16 protein-coding genes are annotated in these 18241 nt (G+C 39.5%); 11 read left to right on the top strand and 5 right to left on the bottom strand.

Annotated elements, in window-relative coordinates; genetic code table 11:
• Window positions 1–117: 117 nt before the first annotated feature.
• Complete coding sequence (gene elbB, locus ACNKW3_RS16465; RefSeq protein ID WP_427400416.1) at window positions 118–768, bottom strand: isoprenoid biosynthesis glyoxalase ElbB; 651 nt, start codon at window positions 766–768, stop codon at window positions 118–120.
• Between the two features lie 247 nt (window positions 769–1015).
• On the opposite strand from elbB, the gene ACNKW3_RS16460 reads away from it, so the two are divergent.
• The 11 genes from ACNKW3_RS16460 (at window position 1016) to adk (ending at window position 14530) form a co-directional block, all read left to right on the top strand.
• Complete coding sequence (locus ACNKW3_RS16460; protein WP_427400415.1) at window positions 1016–2566, top strand: methyl-accepting chemotaxis protein; 1551 nt, start codon at window positions 1016–1018, stop codon at window positions 2564–2566.
• Window positions 2567–2681: 115 nt separating this feature from the next.
• A complete protein-coding gene (locus tag ACNKW3_RS16455) occupies window positions 2682–2810 on the top strand; it encodes a hypothetical protein (protein ID WP_427400414.1) in 129 nt (42 codons plus the stop codon).
• 20 nt (window positions 2811–2830) lie between these two features.
• Window positions 2831–3367 carry an adenine phosphoribosyltransferase gene (gene apt / locus ACNKW3_RS16450; RefSeq protein WP_427400413.1) on the top strand — a complete coding sequence of 179 codons (537 nt, stop codon included), beginning with the start codon at window positions 2831–2833 and terminating at the stop codon, window positions 3365–3367.
• Window positions 3368–3376: 9 nt separating this feature from the next.
• On the top strand, window positions 3377–5389 hold the full coding sequence (dnaX, locus tag ACNKW3_RS16445; RefSeq protein WP_427400412.1) for a DNA polymerase III subunit gamma/tau: 2013 nt from the start codon (window positions 3377–3379) through the stop codon (window positions 5387–5389).
• A 2-nt stretch (window positions 5390–5391) separates the two neighbouring features.
• Entirely contained in the window at window positions 5392–5718 is a 327-nt protein-coding gene (locus tag ACNKW3_RS16440; protein WP_427400411.1) for a YbaB/EbfC family nucleoid-associated protein, read from the top strand.
• Between the two features lie 217 nt (window positions 5719–5935).
• Window positions 5936–8626, top strand: a complete 2691-nt coding sequence (locus ACNKW3_RS16435) for a PAS domain S-box protein (protein ID WP_427400410.1) — start codon at window positions 5936–5938, stop codon at window positions 8624–8626.
• Window positions 8627–8641: 15 nt separating this feature from the next.
• On the top strand, window positions 8642–9064 hold the full coding sequence (locus tag ACNKW3_RS16430; protein WP_427400409.1) for a response regulator: 423 nt from the start codon (window positions 8642–8644) through the stop codon (window positions 9062–9064).
• 217 nt (window positions 9065–9281) lie between these two features.
• On the top strand, window positions 9282–11030 hold the full coding sequence (locus ACNKW3_RS16425; RefSeq protein WP_427400408.1) for an EAL domain-containing protein: 1749 nt from the start codon (window positions 9282–9284) through the stop codon (window positions 11028–11030).
• 77 nt (window positions 11031–11107) lie between these two features.
• A complete protein-coding gene (recR, locus tag ACNKW3_RS16420; protein WP_427400407.1) occupies window positions 11108–11707 on the top strand; it encodes a recombination mediator RecR in 600 nt (199 codons plus the stop codon).
• A gap of 99 nt (window positions 11708–11806) precedes the next feature.
• Window positions 11807–13729 (top strand): molecular chaperone HtpG, encoded by a 1923-nt coding sequence (gene htpG, locus ACNKW3_RS16415; protein ID WP_427400406.1) that lies wholly within the window; start codon window positions 11807–11809, stop codon window positions 13727–13729.
• A 156-nt stretch (window positions 13730–13885) separates the two neighbouring features.
• Window positions 13886–14530, top strand: coding sequence for an adenylate kinase (gene adk, locus ACNKW3_RS16410; RefSeq protein WP_427400405.1), 645 nt, complete (start codon window positions 13886–13888; stop codon window positions 14528–14530).
• Window positions 14531–14606: 76 nt separating this feature from the next.
• Here the strand turns inward: adk and ppk2 are convergent, their stop codons facing one another.
• From ppk2 to ACNKW3_RS16390, 4 genes are all read right to left on the bottom strand, one after another.
• Window positions 14607–15569 (bottom strand): polyphosphate kinase 2, encoded by a 963-nt coding sequence (gene ppk2 / locus ACNKW3_RS16405; protein ID WP_427400404.1) that lies wholly within the window; start codon window positions 15567–15569, stop codon window positions 14607–14609.
• A 105-nt stretch (window positions 15570–15674) separates the two neighbouring features.
• The gene (locus tag ACNKW3_RS16400) at window positions 15675–17276 is read right to left on the bottom strand and encodes a GMC family oxidoreductase (protein ID WP_427400403.1); all 1602 of its coding nucleotides are present in this window, start codon (window positions 17274–17276) and stop codon (window positions 15675–15677) included.
• A gap of 78 nt (window positions 17277–17354) precedes the next feature.
• The gene (locus ACNKW3_RS16395) at window positions 17355–17600 is read right to left on the bottom strand and encodes a DUF6482 family protein (protein WP_427400402.1); all 246 of its coding nucleotides are present in this window, start codon (window positions 17598–17600) and stop codon (window positions 17355–17357) included.
• Between the two features lie 72 nt (window positions 17601–17672).
• On the bottom strand, window positions 17673–18170 hold the full coding sequence (locus ACNKW3_RS16390) for a DUF2244 domain-containing protein (RefSeq protein WP_427400401.1): 498 nt from the start codon (window positions 18168–18170) through the stop codon (window positions 17673–17675).
• Window positions 18171–18241 lie beyond the last annotated feature (71 nt).

Here is an 18241-nt window from a genome sequence, read left to right as displayed (position 1 = left end):
CAACAATGCACTACGACTCCATTGTTAGTGGGGGTTGCTAGGCGTTGACGTTCGTGGGATGTAGGGGCTTAAAAAAAATGAACTACGGCTCCATTTTTTTACGTCTCCGTTTCCAGATTACGCTAGTGAAATAACCTTTTCTACCAACTTAGATATGCCTTTTTCAGCATCCATTATGCTACCAGCCAGCATGTATGCAGGTGTTGTCACTACTTTAGCCTCCATGTCTACAACTATATCATCTACTGGGCAATTGACATGTTTGGCACCAAGTTGCTCAAGTGCGGAAGCAGTATCTGCATCAGTTCCTATGGTGATTTCAGTATCAGCAGCATGCACAAAAGGCACAAGTGCGGGCGCTATACACATATAACCAATAGGTTTTTTCTGATCGGCAAATGCTTTGATCGCGGTTTCTACATCACTTTGAATACTTGCATTTGTACCTTCAACAGCAAAGTTACAGAGATTTTTTGCGGCGCCAAAGCCCCCTGGAATTATTAATGCATCAAATTCGCTCGCATCTAACTCATCCAATGCTTTTATATTGCCTCTGGCAATGCGAGCAGCTTCTGTGAGTATATTTCTACTTTCTTCTACAGCTTCACCTTTTAAATGATCGATTACATGGAGCTGTTCCCTGTTGGGGGCAAAACAAAAGTATTTCGCATTGTTTTTTTCAATGTGTAGCAGCGTTAACACAGCTTCGTTAATTTCAGCGCCATCAAAAACACCACATCCGGCAAGTATTACGGCAACATTTTTCATAATTGGAAGTCTCCCTTTATCCTAATTAAACAAATATATACATAAAATCTAACTTTAGCATTTGATACATAAAATAACAGTTAGTTCAAACATTGCACTTATACTAATGTACTAACAATTTACTGCTGATTTAGCCAAAAGTTTTACAAATACTTCGTTTTTTCCTAAGTATAGATGTATTTTTGTCGATATATTGTTCAAATGGGGATTCCCTAAATTAAAGTGACGGCACATTTGGAGGATCAAGGTGTTAATAATCACTCACGCAATCGCAGGGATTCTTGCGATTATTCTCGTTATTCTTAATACATCTTTGTTGATATCTGTGCCATTGATGGCTGTCATTTTTGCAGGGTTAGCTTATTTATCTAAAAAGATTCCACATTCAAACGTCAGTACGTTAGATAGTCAAACAGATGTGCAAGCTTCAGTTTATGATGAGGCAGCTACTTCCATAGAAGCGCAATCTAGTCAAATAGCCATAGGGGCAGCTACCGTATCGCATTTTATCGACAAATTAGCGTTGTTATTTGACGAACAGGTAAAAAATGCAGATGAAATTGCTAACCGAGTGGAAACCCTAGAAAGCACAAGCGAACAAGTTCAAAACTTAACTGAACAAGCGGCTTCTAACGTAGATGTTTCTCAACAAAAAACCGTTGAATCGTTAAAAAGTCTAGAGACGGTAAAATCTCAACAAGAAAGTTTAGGAAATAAGATTACCATAACCTGTGAACAACTAGAGTTTTTAAAGCAGGACGCGGCTTCTATCGCAACTATCGTTGAAACTATCAATCAATTGTCTGAACAAACCAACATGCTGGCGCTTAATGCTGCGATTGAAGCAGCAAGAGCAGGGGAACAAGGTCGTGGCTTTGCAGTAGTAGCAGATGAAGTAAGAAATCTGGCCAAACGAACACGAGAAGCTACTGACGACATCGATAATGTTCTCTCTAATATTAGTAAGAATACCGAAGCTTCTGCCAATGCAGTTCAGGGTGTTAGAGATGCTGATGAACAAATGCGTTCCCTAGTGGAAACTACCTCGCAGTTATTAATAGATTCCAGTGAACAAGTAACAGTTGCCAAAGATGCTATGGTTTCATTAAATAGCTCAGTGGATACTTCTAAAGCCGCGAGCAGTGGCATTTCGCATATAGTTGTGAATCTTGCCAGTGCGGTAAAAGATCGCGCGGATGACTTAACCGAAGTAAGCAAACAGGCCTTAGAAGTCAGTGGTTATTCAGAGAACATATTTAGAGATTTAGATGCGTTTCATATTCAGTCTCGAAATATGCAGGTCAAAGATATTGCTGTAAATGCTGCAAATGCTGTATCACAAGTGTTGATGCAAGAGATTGCTTCAGGCAACTTAAGTGAATCTGACTTATTCGATGAACAATACAAGCAAATACCCAATACAAATCCCCCTAAATACACAACTAAATTCGATAGTATTACGGATAAAGTGTTACCTAAAATACAAGAAGCTATACTGGAGCAAAACTCGTTTATTATTTATGCAGGAGCGGTTGATAGAAAGGGCTATTTCCCAACGCACAATAAAAAGTTCTCAAAACCCCTTACCGGTGATTATGAGCAAGATTTGCTTCACAGTCGCACCAAGCGGATATTTGACGATCCAACGGGTAAACGATGTGGAAACAATCAAAAATCCTTTTTGTTACAAACCTATAAAAGAGACACAGGAGAGATTATGCATGACCTTTCAGTGCCTATATACATCAATAAGCGGCATTGGGGCGGCTTCCGAATCGGCTACCAGGCCAACATTTAGCCCACAAATTCTTTCCTCGTAAATGGACGATCTCGTCCATTTACAGCTATTTTTTTTATCCTAAATAAAGTAGTATTCGACATTCTGTAATTTTGTAATTATCGAGGATGTCTCTATGGCCGATCATGGCAACTTCAAAGAAGCTTTCAACTGGTGGTATTTTCTAGGAATTTTATTGGCTCTTTTAGCATTCCCATTAATGCACATTGTTGCCGGAATCTGGGTATTTTTCCTCAGTAAATAGAATCAACGAAGGGAAGCATTGTGTCATCGGAATTAATAAAAAATGCGGTAAAAACGATTCCTGATTATCCTAAACAGGGCATCATGTTTCGTGATGTCACCAGTGTTTTACAGGACCACACAGCATTTAAAGCTTGTATCGATATGTTAACTGAACAATATCGAGATTTTGGTTTTAGTAAAATAGTAGGAACGGAAGCTCGAGGCTTTTTATTCGGAGCACCACTTGCATTGAATTTGGGTATAGGGTTTGTACCTGTTAGAAAACCTAATAAGTTGCCTAGAGCTGTCATCTCAGAAACCTACGATTTAGAGTATGGCACTGACCAATTGCAAATTCATAAAGACGATATCAATTCGCAAGACAAAGTTTTAATGATAGATGATCTATTAGCCACTGGCGGAACCATAGTCGCCACTGCAAACTTAATTCGTCGACTTGGCGCTGAAGCTGTACACGCAGGTTTTGTTATTTCTCTGCCAGACATTGGCGGTGCAGAGAAGCTTAAACAGGCTGGCATTACGCCGTTTGCAATTTGTGAATTTGAAGGTGATTAAACCTCGCTTATGAGTTATCAAGTCCTTGCTAGAAAATGGCGCCCCAGAACATTCACGGAGTTAGTTGGGCAACATCATGTGGTTGCCGCAATAACTAATGCGTTAGAAAATGATCGTTTACATCACGCATATTTGTTTACCGGAACCCGAGGGGTTGGGAAAACCACAATCGCCAGAATTTTTGCGAAAAGCTTAAATTGTGAGCAAGGACAAAGCGCTAACCCATGTGGAAAATGCGATACTTGCCAAGACATCAATCAAGGGCGTTATGTTGACCTTTTAGAAATTGATGCAGCATCAAGAACCAAAGTAGAAGATACAAGAGAGTTATTAGACAACGTCCAGTACAAACCCACTCGTGGAAAGTACAAAGTCTATTTGATCGACGAAGTCCACATGTTGTCAAAGCATAGTTTTAATGCATTGCTTAAGACTTTGGAAGAGCCACCTCCCCATGTAAAATTTTTATTAGCGACAACGGATCCGCAAAAGTTGCCTGTAACTATTTTGTCGCGCTGCCTGCAATTTAATTTGAAAGCCTTAAGTCGAGAGCAAATTCATAAGCAATTGGCGACAATCTTAAGCGAAGAAAATGTCGCATTTGAAGATGCGGGACTTTTGCAACTTGCTCGTGCTGCAAATGGTAGTATGCGAGATGCGCTGAGTTTAACTGATCAGGCGATAGCTCAAGGTAACAATCAGGTTAGTTTATCTGTTGTGACTCATATGCTAGGGCTACTGGATCGTAATTTGGTTTTGAAATTGGTCAAAGCAGTATTTGAGCGTTCAGGCCCCGATGCCATGCAGCAATTATCAAAAATTAGCCAAGACGCACCTGATTATAGCCAAGTGCTGTCACAAATTATGGCCAGCTTGCATCAAATCAGCCTTACCCAAATTGTACCTGAAGTGTGTAAATTGGATTCAGGTTCGGCTAAAGCGATTTATACCTTGTCTAAAGCTGCTAGTCCTGAACATGTGCAGATGCTGTATCAAATTGCATTAAATGGTAAACGCGATATTGCTTTCGCCCCGGATCCTTTTTCTGGGCTACAAATGACTATTTTGCGCATGCTAGCTTTTAGTCCAGAACAAAAGATTGAACTAAACATTGATGACTTAGTTGCGCCTTCAAGTAATTTCGAAGAGCCAGAAACTCACTCGCCTCGTGGGCAAATTCCTGCAGCTACTCAAATTGATACTCAAAGCGCTGCCAAACCTGAACAGCAAGAACAACAACCTCAGGTCAATCAGAACATAGAGGATTCTCAGCCGGAAGCAGTGCCAGAAGATATTCCTCAAGAACCTGAAATGTCGGCACCACCTGAACTGCCTAATGAATACTACGAACAACAAGAGTATTCAGAGCAAGCCTCCGATTCTGAAGAGTTTCAAACGTCAAATTTGGAACAAACTGGAAATAAAGATGTTCAAGATTTAGAAAAGACTATTTCTACCATTTCTCTTTTTGATGATTTAGAAGAATCTGATTCTAAAGGTGAGGAGGCACCAATTGACTCTGTAAAAAAGCCTGAAGCACAGAGTCAGCCCGTTAGTATTCAAACCATCGTTGGATCCGAAACTAAGCCAATTTCAGCAGTGTTACCCAATGGTGATAAATTGTTAGTTGCCAATCAGATTGACCAGTGGAGTCATTTTATTGATGAATTAGATGTAAAAGCATTGGCACGGCAACTTTTGATTCATTCAAATTTAGTGCGATTTGAAACCGATCTCGTTATACGGATTTCTCTACCTCATCAACATTTAAATGTTGAAGCCAGTAGAAAAAGCATCGAAGAAGCCTTATATACTAAATATGGACGTCAGATAGCATTAATCGTTGAATTAGGTGAAGTAGAAGATACGCCTTTTGAATTGCAAACTAAAATTGATGCCATGCGTCAACAACATGCAGAATCTGTGGTTCAAAATGATCAAATCATTCAGGAACTGATAAAAGTTTTTGATGCAAATATAATTCAGGGCTCTATACAGCCCAGACCTGCTAATAAGGAGTGAACATGTTTAAAGGTGGCATGGGCAATATGATGAAACAAGCCCAGCAAATGCAAGAAAGAATGAAACGCGCTCAAGATGAACTTGCCAGTTTAGAAGTTACCGGCGAAGCTGGTGCTGGTATGGTAAAAGTTACCATGACCTGTAACCATAACGTAAGACGTGTGGAAATCGATGAGTCACTGATGGAAGATGACAAAGAAATGATCGAAGATCTAGTGGCGGCTGCTATGAATGATGCTGTTCGTAGAGTGCAGGAAACCAGTCAGCAAAAGATGTCAGAAGTAACCGGTGGGATGAATTTACCACCAGGCTTCAAGATGCCGTTTTAAGTTTTCAAAGAAAGCAGCTCAATAGCTGCTTTTTTATTTTCCTACATGTTACCCGCAAATTTTAAAACAAATCCAAAACCAAAGAATCTCCATAAATCTAATAATATTTTATACTTAAGTTGAATAATTGGTTAACTTGGTTACACTTTTAATTCAACTGTTGGCCTTCAATCCTTAAATTATCTACTGAGGAATTGTTGACGGTAAAGGACATTGTATGGGTGATTTTTGGCAACAATTTTTTCGTGGCGACTATATGCCACATGGTCATTGTTATCTTTGGCAACCCGGTATCTTATGGACAAATGTTATTTCAGATTTTGTTATTGCGCTAGCCTATTTTTCCATTCCTATTGCACTGGTGATATTTGCCAAAAAAAGAAAAGGCCAATCCTTTAATTCTGTGCTTTGGTTATTTGCAGCGTTTATCCTGACGTGTGGCATAACTCATGTATTTTCTATTTATACCATATGGAATGGTACTTACGGCTTACACGGTATCTCTAAAGCAATAACCGCTGTTGTTTCGGCAATTACCGCCATAGTCTTATTTGCTAACTTAGACAAAATTATTGCCATTCCAACAGTAGCAGAGCTAAAAAGAGCTGAGCGTGAGGCAATTAAAGAAAAAATAAAAAGTGCTGAACTTGAAATTCAAGCTAAAGCAAATTCTATCTTTAAGTTTTCTTTAGAGTTAATACCCACCGGTGTTTTAGTCATTGATAAGCATCAACGAATACATATTGCGAATCGAAAACTCGAATCTATTTTTGAATATTCTGAAGACGAATTAACAGGTAAAGAAGTCAGTATCTTGGTGGAGTCACACAACAGGGAAGATCATCGGGGGTTAGTCAATCAATACATGAAAGAAGGCAAGAGTCGAGACATGGCTAACGGGCGTTTGGTTTGGGGATTAACGAAAACAAAACGTACAATTCCAGTTGAAATCTCGCTGTCAGTTCACGAAGTTGAAAACGAAACCTTTACCTTTGCCTCTGTCACCAACGTTGGCGATGTGGGCATTCAGAAAAAACGCTTTTTAGAAACCTCTAGAAGAATGCAAAGAGCCATTGATGCCACGGATGTTGGTATTTGGGAATGGAATATGCTGACCAACAAAATTTGGTTTAGTCCAAGATCGATGGAGTTGTTAGCCACTTCAAAACAAAACGATGAACTTTTTATCGACGACTGGTTTGCTCATGTTCACCCGGATGATAGGACACTTCTGGATACCGCATTAAAATACCACTTGGAGCAAGGTGAGGAATATAAATTACTCTATCGTGGGAAAAATAAAAATAATGAATACAAGTGGTTAAGAGTCAACGGAAATACAGTATTTGATGAAAAGGGAAAGCCTATTTTGATGTCGGGGACCCTTACTGATGTTGATAATATACAACGACTACAACAAGAGCTTGAGCACAAGAATCAATTCTTAGATGCAGTATTAGATAATTCTAATTCCGGTATTTATATTCTTGATATCAACAATATCAGGTTAATTTTTGCCAATAAACAGGTAGGCGAACTTGTTGGTTATAGTACATCTGAATTGAATAGCATAATGCGCACCCATAGGCTAACTCAGCTCATTCATCCAGACGATCTAGATGCGTTTTCAACGCATAAAGAGCATCTTAATACCAATAGAGAAAATAAAGTGCTGGCCATTGAATTTAGACTGAAACACAAAGATGGCCATTACATTTGGTGTTATGCCAATACCTCAGTTTTCACCAGAGGGGAAGATGGGCTTGCCAAAGAAGTTGTAGGTGCAATAGTGGATGTGACACAGCTTAAACAACGTGAAGATGCCAATATAAGGCTCTCTCAGGATTTCTTAGATACCTTTGAACAAGCAGCTGTGGGCATTGCCCATGTATCATCAGAAGGAAGATGGATTCGCGTGAATAGCCGCATATGCGAAATACTTGGGTATGACAAAGATGAGTTAATGTCGAAAACTTTCCAAGATATTACACATCCAGATGATTTGGATACAGATGTGGCTCTAGTGAACAAACTTCTGGCTGGAGAAATGATCAATTACTCCATGGAAAAGCGTTATGAGCATAAGAAAGGGCATTGGGTTTGGGCCAGATTAACAGTGGCCATTGTTGAACGAGACGAGCGTGAGGCTCCCTATGATAGATATTTTATTTCTGTGATTGAAGATATTAGCCAAGAAAAACAACTTCAAGAGGATCTAGTGAGATCAAATGAAGAACTCGAACAATTCGCTTACGTAGCCTCTCATGATTTAAAAGAACCTTTGAGAACTCTGCGGACCTATACTTCTTATCTCATTCAAGATTTGCAGGCGAATAAGGTTGATAGGGTAAAACAAGATAAAGAATTTATTGATAGTGCATCAGAAAGAATGACGGTGCTGATTGATGATTTACTGAAATTTTCTCGAGTGGGCAGTGCAATAATTGAAAAACAAGAAACCGATTTATCTCAAGTTATCGCCGATGTCATCGGTGACCTGGAAACTAAAATCGATGAGACTTCAGCTAATGTAAACGTTGAAGGAGATATACCTTTAATACAGACGGATCCTTCCCAAGTGCGATTGGTTGTGCAGAACCTAATACATAACGCGTTAAAATTTTGTGCGCCAGAAATTACGCCCCAAATACAAATCACTGCAGAAATTAAATGGCGAAATTGGCTGTTATTGCACTTTAAAGATAATGGTATTGGCATAGCGCCAGAATATCAGCAACAAATTTTTGGTTTATTTAAGCGTTTGCATCGTAGAGAAGAATATCAAGGAACAGGACTAGGTCTGGCGATTGTAAATAAAATTATGAACAGATTAGATGGGAAAATATCTGTGACCTCTGAAAAGGGGCAGGGAACTACCTTTACCTTACATTTTCCTTTAAATAAATGAGGAGTCTTAAAACTCATGGCTAAAGCAAGCGTGTTACTAGTAGAAGATAGTGTGTCAGATCAGGTAATGGTTGAGCGTGCTTTGGAGGACAGCAGAATCTGTTGTAATTTAACCATTGCCAACAATGGCGTGGAGGCGCTTGAAATGCTAACTCATCAATCCGACGAAAAAACTTTACCAAATTTAGTACTGATGGACATCAATATGCCTGCGATGGACGGGAAGCAAACTTTAAAAGCTATTCGGCAAAGCCCAAACCTTAGGCATATTCCCGTAATTATGCTCACTACCTCTGACGCCGAAAGGGATGTATTGGAAAGCTATCAACTGGGGGTTAATGCATATTTAACGAAGCCAATATTAGCCCATGACTTTATCAATAAAATTAGGGAAATTGAAAGCTTTTGGTTTGAGTTGGTGGTGTTACCTTCTAGCTAACGTAGTGCCAATAATGTTTCTTTCCATTGCTTTTAACATTTTTCGACATAAAAATTTATTGCAATATGGATATTTGACATTAAACTTTAGTATAAAATTGGCGTTACATATAATGTTGGATAAATTATTTACGAAGGATTAATTTGGCCGGCTTAATAACTGACGTACAAACAACAATATCAAAACCGGCAGTTTTCTTATTTTGGGGAATAGCTAGATGTTAGATCCCACAAATAAACAAGGTGATAATATGGGTGTATCAGCTCCTTCTCTAATGATTGTCGAAGACAATCCCGCAGATATGACGCACTATATGCGCTTGCTCGAAGAAGCAGAGCATAATTTTGGTCATATAGAATGTATTACTACCCTTGAAGAAGCGGCTCTGTGCTTAGAGAATAATCTTTCTCTTTCTTGTTGTTTACTCGATTTTAATTTACCTGATGGCAGTGCGCTCAGTCTGATTAAGAGTTTTCAGGCTCGCAATAGCGAATTAAACTGTCCAATTGTAGTTGTCACTGGACAAAATGATACCAAGAACGCGGTACAACTTTTGAAATTAGGGGTTCAAGACTACGTCATCAAAGATGATCTCACCAGCAATACCCTTATGCGAGCCATCAACAATGCTATGCTTAACTGGGAACTTAAAAAGCAACTCGAACATATGGCGATGTTTGATTCCCTAACCGACCTTTCAAACAGAGCACTTTTTGTTGAAAAATTAGGTCAGATCTATCACGAGTCTGAACGCTATAAGCACAAATTTTCGCTGATGCTATTGGATCTTGATCACTTTAAGTCTATCAATGACATATACGGTCATGAAGCCGGTGATTTTGTTATCAGCACAGTAGGAGAAACCATAAGATCTTGCATCAGAAATTGTGATGTAGCCGGTCGTTTAGGGGGCGATGAATTTGGAATAATTCTACCTGAAACCTACGGGGATAGTGCTTATGAAGTCGCTGAAAAACTACTCAAAGAACTCAAATGTGACGTTAAATATAATAAATCTATTATTCCAATATCACCTTCTATTGGTATTACCATGTATCCCGGCAAAGCCAGAAGTTGTAAAGAGTTAATGCGGGAAGCCGACATTGCCTTATACAAGGCTAAATCCAATGGCCGAGGTAATTACGAGTGTTTTAAACAGGGCTGGAACGATAAGGTTGCCGAGAAAAACAAACTACGTAAATCCCTACCATTAGCAATAAAAAATGGCGAACTACAATTGGCTGCTCAGCCAATTTTAAGTTCCAAAGACTATCCGAATGTTTTTGCCATTGAAGCTTTAGTGCGTTGGCAGTTAGACAGATCTTGGGTAAATCCCATGACCATCATTGATGTAGTTATGGAACTTGGTTTGGATGCAGAATTCCACTCATGGCTCTTTGCAGAGGCATTTCAATTATTACAGCGCTTTAAAGTAGAACAGCCAAGCTTAAAGCTTTGTTTAAATCTACCTGCAAATCTGTGTCATAGCCCCAAAATTACTGAACTTTTAACAACCTTTGCGCGAGTACATACGGTTGATCCCACAAGCGTAATTTTAGAGGTCACTGAAACCCATTTAATGACCGAACCGGATAAAGCAAAACAGTGCTTAACTAATCTGGTGGGCTACGGGTTTAATGTTGCCATAGACGACTTTGGAACAGGTTACAGTTCCATGGAGTATATCGCTGAATTGCCATGTACTTATCTAAAAATAGATAAAAAATTCTTTATGAATATGAGCGCCAATAAGCGTAATAAAAATATAATTGAAGCTATTACAGGTTTAGCCCACGGATTAGAAATGGATGTTATTGCTGAGGGTATTGAAACTGAAGAGTTAGCTAATTCAGCCATCGAGTTGGATTGTGATTTCTTACAAGGGTTTCAATTTGGTATGCCCGTAATACCATCCATTCATGATAGCTTTTCCAGATTTATGGTTGCGTGCGACAATAATCGATAACTTGTTTTAACTCAGTCGAAATCATGACCTAACTTGTACTATAATGCCCCTTTATATTTAGTCGAGTATAGGTTTTTATGTCGTTTAGTCCGTTGATTGACGAACTTATAAAGTCTCTTAAGGTATTACCAGGTGTTGGCAGTAAAAGTGCTCAACGAATGGCGTTTACACTACTGGAACGCAATAGAGAAGGCGCGTTAAGGCTAGGTGATGTGCTAAGAGATGCCATGGAAAATATCCAAAACTGCTCTTCATGTCGCACATTTACCGAATCTGATACCTGCAAAATATGTTTAGATCCTCTAAGAAAAGAAACCGGGCAAATTTGTATTGTTGAATCCCCTCAAGATGTCTTGGCCATTGAAGCCACTGCACAATTTAAAGGACAATACTTTGTGCTGATGGGGCATTTGTCACCAATTGATGGCATAGGTCCAGATGAACTGCAGCTCGATGTGTTAGAGCAAAGACTGCAGAATGAAAAAATAGAAGAGGTAATTCTGGCCACAAATCCTACTGTAGAAGGTGAAGCAACAGCACACTACATTTCACAGTTATGCCATAAATATCAGGTTGAAGCGACAAGAATAGCCCATGGTGTTCCAGTGGGAGGAGAATTAGAGTATATCGACGGTAATACCCTGACCCATGCCTTTTCTGGTAGACGAAAAATCTAACAATTATCTCAATTTTACCTATTGAAAAACGTTTTAGTGTCCTTACTTTAACAGTGCAGAGTTAATCTAATTAATAAATTCAATAGGAGATCCTTGGCAATGGCTGAGACTGTCCAACATGAAACTCACGGTTTTCAGACAGAAGTAAAGCAACTTCTTCAACTCATGATCCATTCTCTTTATTCAAACAAAGAGATATTTTTGCGTGAACTGGTATCTAATGCCGCAGACGCTGCAGATAAACTAAGATTCAAGGCGTTATCTGACAGTAGTTTGTATGAAAATGATGGTGATTTAAGTGTACAACTTAGTTTCGATAAAGAAGCTGGCACATTAACCGTCAGAGATAATGGCATTGGGATGACTAAAGACGAGGTAATCACTAATTTAGGCACTATTGCTAAATCAGGCACCTCTGAGTTTTTCAAACAGCTATCTGGTGATCAAGCAAAAGACTCTAAACTTATTGGTCAATTTGGCGTCGGTTTTTATTCGGCCTTCATAGTAGCTGATAAGGTCACAGTAAATACTAGGGCTGCAGGGGTTGATAAATCTGAAGGTGTGCAGTGGATTTCAGAAGGTGAAGGTGAGTTCTCTGTCGCCAATATTGAAAAAGAAACTCGTGGTACTGAAATAGTGCTGCATCTTAAAGATGATGAAAAAGAATTTTTAGATGATTGGCGTTTGCGCTCAATCATCACTAAATATTCTGATCATATCAGCATTCCTGTAGCACTTTGGAAAGATGAAGTACCAGAGTCTGAAGGTCCAGATGGAGAAAAAATCCCAGCTGAACCGGGCCATTGGGAAACGGTTAATAAAGCGACTGCACTTTGGACTCGTGATAAGTCAGAAATTACAGACGAAGAATATCAAGAGTTTTATAAGCATATTTCCCATGACTTTACCGATCCTCTTGCTTGGGCTCACAATCGTGTAGAAGGTAAAACTGAGTATACCAGTCTTCTTTACATTCCAAGTAAAGCGCCATTTGATCTTTGGAATCGTGAACAGAAAAATGGCTTAAAACTCTATGTTCAGCGCGTGTTTATTATGGATGACGCCGAACAGTTTATGCCTACTTATCTGCGTTTCGTGAAGGGCTTGTTAGATTCTAACGATTTACCACTTAATGTTTCTCGGGAAATCTTACAAGATAATAAGATTACTCAATCTATTCGCCAAGGCTGCACTAAACGAGTGTTGAGCATGTTAGAAAGAATGGCGAAAAATGATCCGGAGAAATACGCATCATTCTACGCAGAATTCGGCAATGTATTGAAAGAAGGTCCGGCGGAAGATTTTGCTAACAAAGATAAAATAGCAGGTCTATTGCGCTTTGCTTCAACGCATAATGATACCAATGAGATCAATGTGTCGCTTGCCGATTATATTGAGCGAATGAAAGAAGGGCAGGATAAAATCTTCTTTGTTACAGCTGATTCATACCAAACAGCCAGAACCAGTCCGCATTTAGAAGTATTCCGCAAGAAAGGCATCGAAGTATTGTTGCTAGGTGAGCGAATTGATGAATGGATGATGAACTACCTGACAGAATTTGATGGCAAGTCTTTCCAATCAGTTGCGAGTAGCGATGTTGATCTAAGTGATTTGGACGACGAAGAAACTAAGAAAGCCAAAGAAGAAGCAGAGAAAGCGGTCGAAGGCGTATTAACTCGTATTAAAACGGCCCTGGGAGATAAGGTAGAAGAAGTTAAATTTACCCATAGATTAACTGATTCTCCAGCTGTTATCGTAGCCAGTGAAGATAGTATGTCTACACAGATGGCTAAGTTACTCAAATCTGCGGGTCAAGAAGTACCAGAGCCTAAGTATCATTTTGAGCTGAATCCAGAACATCAATTAGTCAAATTGGTGGCTGATGTGCAAGATGAAGAACAGTTTGCTCGATGGGCCAACGTGTTGTTTGATCAAGCGGCACTGAGTGAACAAGGTTCGTTGAAAGATCCCGCAAACTTTGTCAGTAACTTAAATGGATTGTTGACCTCATTGGCAAAATAATAGTGCGAAGTAATAAAACCCATTGTTTTTTAACAATGGGTTTTTTTTCGTCACGTTCGCCTAAAGTCTGACCAATTTTCCCGATTTTCGCTTGTTAACGAGGTCGCTAAGCTGTACAGTTTCACCAGTTTTTTTAAATATCTTGGAGGACGCTAAATGCGTATCATACTTCTCGGTGCACCAGGTGCCGGCAAAGGGACTCAGGCCCAGTTTTTAATGAACAAATTCGGTATTCCACAAATTTCGACTGGCGATATGCTTCGCTCGGCAATTAAAGCGGGAACTGAATTAGGTTTGGCTGCAAAGAAGGTAATGGACGCAGGGCAATTGGTCTCTGATGATTTGATCATTGGCTTGGTCAAAGAAAGAATTGCACAAGAAGATTGTGCAAACGGTTTTCTATTAGATGGATTCCCTCGTACTATTCCCCAAGCTGATGCGATGAAAGAAGCAAATATTAACGTAGATTATTGTATTGAGTTTGACGTTCCTGACGATGTCATTGTAGATAGAATGGGTGGTCGTCGTGTTCATCCTGCATCTGGTCGTGTTTATCACGTGGTTTACAATCCTCCTAAAGTGGAAGGTAAAGACGATGTGACTGGCGATGAACTTATTATCCGAGATGATGATAAAGAAGAAACAGTACGTAGCCGATTAGCAGTTTATCATGAGCAAACCAAACCATTAGTTAACTATTATGAAGAAGCTGCTGGTCAAGGTATGTGCGAATACCGAAAAATTGACGGTACTAAACCTGTTGATAAGGTAAGCTCAGAATTGGAAAGCTTGTTACAATAAGTTTGCAATTACAAAAGATAAAAAAACACCAAGCATAGTCATTATACTTGGTGTTTTTGTTTATAGGATAGAAAAATCAAGAACGATTGGTGTGTTTTGGATGTAAGGTTTTTCCCAAAATGTGTCTATCTTGATTTATTACATTGCTAGCATTCCCCACAATCAACGGGTCGGCGCCTCTGACAATATGGGTATTTTTGTTTGGATAAGGCAAGCTTGCTAGAAAATGATGCATGCAATTAAGACGTGCGCGCTTTTTATCGTCTGATTTGACTACCATCCAAGGCGCATCTGCAGTATGGGTGTAAAAGAACATGGCTTCTTTAGCTTCTGTATAATCGTCCCACAATTGCATAGCTTGTTTATCTATCGGGCTTAGTTTCCATTGCTTCAAAGGATCAGTTTCTCGCTTTGTAAATCGAGCATTTTGTTCTTCAGGTGTTACAGAGAACCAATATTTGAACAATTTGATGCCACTTCGGACCAGCATTCGTTCCAAATCTGGTGTTTGTCGCATAAATTCTAAGTATTCGTTAGGTTCACAAAAATCCATCACCCTTTCTACGCCAGCTCTGTTATACCAAGAGCGATCAAACAGTACGATTTCGCCTTCAGTGGGTAGGTGTTTAATATATCTTTGAAAGTACCATTGGCCTTTTTCGGTTTCAGTGGGTTTTTCTAGGGCAACTACTCGACAACCCCTTGGGTTCATATGTTCCATAAAACGTTTTATGGTCCCCCCTTTACCCGCAGCGTCTCTGCCTTCAAACAAAATGACAATTTTCTGGCCGGTTTCTTTTACCCATTTTTGTACTTTTAAAAGCTCAACTTGTAATTCAACTTTTCGAGCCTCATAAGTTTTAGAGGATATTTTAGTTTTATAAGGGTATTCGCCATTTTTAAACGATTCAGCAATACTAAATTGGTCATGTCGGTCAATATGTGTATGGTGCTCAGAAATATGTTTTGGCTGAGTATTTACGTTATTTACTGCAGTAGTAGTATCTGTAGTTTTTGAATTGGCAGTTGCTTCAGACATGATGCTTTCCTCTATAGTTTGCTTGTATTTTTACTATATCAGTCTGAGTATGAAAATTGACCTATGGAAAAATTGCAAACTTGATACAGATCATAAGCAAAACATTTACTTAAAATCAGCGAGTATTTTGTCAGCTATTTTTTCTGCAATCATTATGGTGGGGGCATTTGTATTACCGCCGATGATGCTTGGCATTACTGAAGCGTCTATTACCCTTAAGTTTTGTAGACCTACTACTTTTAAATCAGGGCATACAACGGTTTGTTCACTATCTCTTGCCCCCATTTTACAAGTCCCAACAGGGTGGTATAGCGATTGAGCGTGCTGACGAATATACTCCGCTATCGCATCTTCATCTTGGTATGATTCTCCCGGCATGAATTCAGTGCTGGATGTCTTCAACGGGTCTGTATTGGCAAGTTTTCTCGCCCATTTAAAACCATCAATAAGTGGTTTTAGATCTTCTTGCTCACTAAGATAGTTGGGCTGAATAAGAGCACGGAATCCGTTTTCACTCTTTTGCAGCGAAATTTGTCCCTTACTCTTAGGATACAAATGACAGACGTGAATGGTATAGCCATGGCCTAAGGGCTTTTTTCTGCCGTGGTCTATTAATAAAGCTGGCAGAAAGTGTACTTGTAGATCTGGATGTTTGAGTTTAGGTGAAGATTTCAGAAAAGCGCCACCTTCTGCAATATTGGAGGTCAGAAGTCCTTTCTGTTTGAACCAGTATTCAAAAGGTGCTCGCCAATGTTTAAAAATTCCCTGCAATGAGATGCCGTAGGAATCAGTTCTCTTTTGTTTGACCACAAGCGTAATATCTAAGTGGTCTTGCAAATTTTTGCCAACGCCCGGTAAATGGATAACAGTTGGGATCTCTACTTCAGCTAACTGGTTTTTATCTCCCACTCCTGATTTAAGTAATATTTCAGGCGAACCTATAGCGCCTGCACTCAATAACACTTCTTGTTTAGCTATGAGTTGTTCAGATGTTTCCTGCTGCTTGATTTCAATTCCACAAGCTCGTTTATCTTCAAACAAGATCTTTTCAACATGACATCTGGTTTTTATGGTTAGATTGGCTCTATTTTGCACATCTTCAGACAAATATGCTTTTGCTGTACTGCATCTTTGTCCGTGTTTTTGGGTAACCTGATAAACGCCGATACCGGTTTGGGAAATTCCATTGAAATCTGGATTCTCAGAGACACCCAATCGCTTACCTGCTTCAATAAATTCTAAGGTCAATGGATTGATCTGATTTAGATCGCTGACCCACTGAGGACCTCCAGCACCATGTAAACGAGAGATGCCGCGAGAATTATTCTCTGCTTTTCGAAAGTAGGGAAGAACAGATTGCCAATCCCAGCCAGTACAACCTTCACTTGCCCATTGGTCATAATTTTCTGGAATACCTCTGATATAGCACATAGCATTAACGCTAGAAGAACCGCCAAGGGTTTTTCCTCGCGGCCAGTACAAAGAACGATTATTAAGTGCCGTTTGAGGAGCGGTCTCAAGTTGCCAGTTTACAGTCTTATTGTTAGCAAGAAAGGCAATGCCAAAAGGAATGTGAATTGCGGGGTGTGTGTCTTTTGGACCCGCTTCAACTAAACATACTTTTACGTCAGGGTTTGCTGATAGTCTATTTGCTAGAACGCATCCAGCCGAACCTGCACCCACAATAATAAAATCAAACTCGTCCATACAAGCATCCGTAGCACCTATCTCTGATAGTCTAACCTAAGTGATCGGAGCTGTGAAATTAAACAAAGCTATAGTTTACTATCGCCAATTTAATTCCATCATGAGTTTGTCATCTTCGCTACTGCCACACATTTCGTCATAAGGCGTCGCTTGCCTTAAATACACCTTATCGAAATGTTGTCCTGATAATTGTTCCCTGATGTCTGTGATTGATTGAAATGAGGAAGAGTTTCGATATTCATCTCGTATAAAGCGAGTTGCTTTTTCTTCGCCGATACCTGCCATGTACAAACCACCTTCAATTGATTCGATAAATAAATTCATTTCGGCCTCTAATGCGTTAGCTTAAAAAACACACTAATTAATAGCAGTTAAGTTAAGCATAGGATCAGATAATTAGCTTTGCCACCATCGATTGCGTAAAATTATGAATCCAGCCTCTTCTAACAGCGTTTTTAATTGCTTACGATCTGCCAAATTTAGAAAGCTACCGAGTTCCATCTCTGATACTTCATTAATCAACGCGATCCTAGGTAATTCCCAATCTCTTTCGGATTCCCAGTAGGCCACATGTAAGTGTTGTCGAATAAATCTTTTTCGATTCAGCTGTTTACGAAATCCCTGCTCAATAATAACGTCTTCATTGGTCACATAAAGCGTTTGCTTATGGTAGGTTAAACGAGAAACCTTATACATCAAGAGCGCAAAAAGTCCCACTTCCAGCCCTGCAAAAGGCAAAACAACCCAGGCACCTACAAAAGACCAAGCAACGGCAATTACCATCACAACAGCAACCATTACCCAAATCACCCATTTTGTTTGTTGCCATGTGGCAGAACGATTGGGCGACAATTCGATAACTAATTGCTCTGGTAACGAATTTTTAACTACCATAGAAGACGTCCTTAGGTATAATCCTGCGCATTCAAAGAGTTCTCGCTAATTTAGACGCGGTTGAGTTAAAA

Source organism: Glaciecola sp. 1036 (genome assembly GCF_050306235.1).
Taxonomy (GTDB): domain Bacteria; phylum Pseudomonadota; class Gammaproteobacteria; order Enterobacterales; family Alteromonadaceae; genus Glaciecola.
This window is presented reverse-complemented; position numbering and strand designations above follow the sequence as displayed.

Bases quoted from the DNA above. Each gene is read 5' to 3' on its own strand.
- dnaX (WP_427400412.1), top strand. From the start codon at position 3,377: ATGAGTTATCAAGTCCTTGCTAGAAAATGGCGCCCCAGAACATTCACG.
- elbB (WP_427400416.1), bottom strand. From the start codon at position 768: ATGAAAAATGTTGCCGTAATACTTGCCGGATGTGGTGTTTTTGATGGC.
- ACNKW3_RS16455 (WP_427400414.1), top strand. From the start codon at position 2,682: ATGGCCGATCATGGCAACTTCAAAGAAGCTTTCAACTGGTGGTATTTT.
- ACNKW3_RS16395 (WP_427400402.1), bottom strand. From the start codon at position 17,600: ATGAATTTATTTATCGAATCAATTGAAGGTGGTTTGTACATGGCAGGT.
- ACNKW3_RS16435 (WP_427400410.1), top strand. From the start codon at position 5,936: ATGGGTGATTTTTGGCAACAATTTTTTCGTGGCGACTATATGCCACAT.
- recR (WP_427400407.1), top strand. From the start codon at position 11,108: ATGTCGTTTAGTCCGTTGATTGACGAACTTATAAAGTCTCTTAAGGTA.
- ACNKW3_RS16440 (WP_427400411.1), top strand. From the start codon at position 5,392: ATGTTTAAAGGTGGCATGGGCAATATGATGAAACAAGCCCAGCAAATG.
- ACNKW3_RS16425 (WP_427400408.1), top strand. From the start codon at position 9,282: ATGTTAGATCCCACAAATAAACAAGGTGATAATATGGGTGTATCAGCT.
- ppk2 (WP_427400404.1), bottom strand. From the start codon at position 15,569: ATGTCTGAAGCAACTGCCAATTCAAAAACTACAGATACTACTACTGCA.
- ACNKW3_RS16400 (WP_427400403.1), bottom strand. From the start codon at position 17,276: ATGGACGAGTTTGATTTTATTATTGTGGGTGCAGGTTCGGCTGGATGC.
- htpG (WP_427400406.1), top strand. From the start codon at position 11,807: ATGGCTGAGACTGTCCAACATGAAACTCACGGTTTTCAGACAGAAGTA.
- ACNKW3_RS16390 (WP_427400401.1), bottom strand. From the start codon at position 18,170: ATGGTAGTTAAAAATTCGTTACCAGAGCAATTAGTTATCGAATTGTCG.
- ACNKW3_RS16430 (WP_427400409.1), top strand. From the start codon at position 8,642: ATGGCTAAAGCAAGCGTGTTACTAGTAGAAGATAGTGTGTCAGATCAG.
- adk (WP_427400405.1), top strand. From the start codon at position 13,886: ATGCGTATCATACTTCTCGGTGCACCAGGTGCCGGCAAAGGGACTCAG.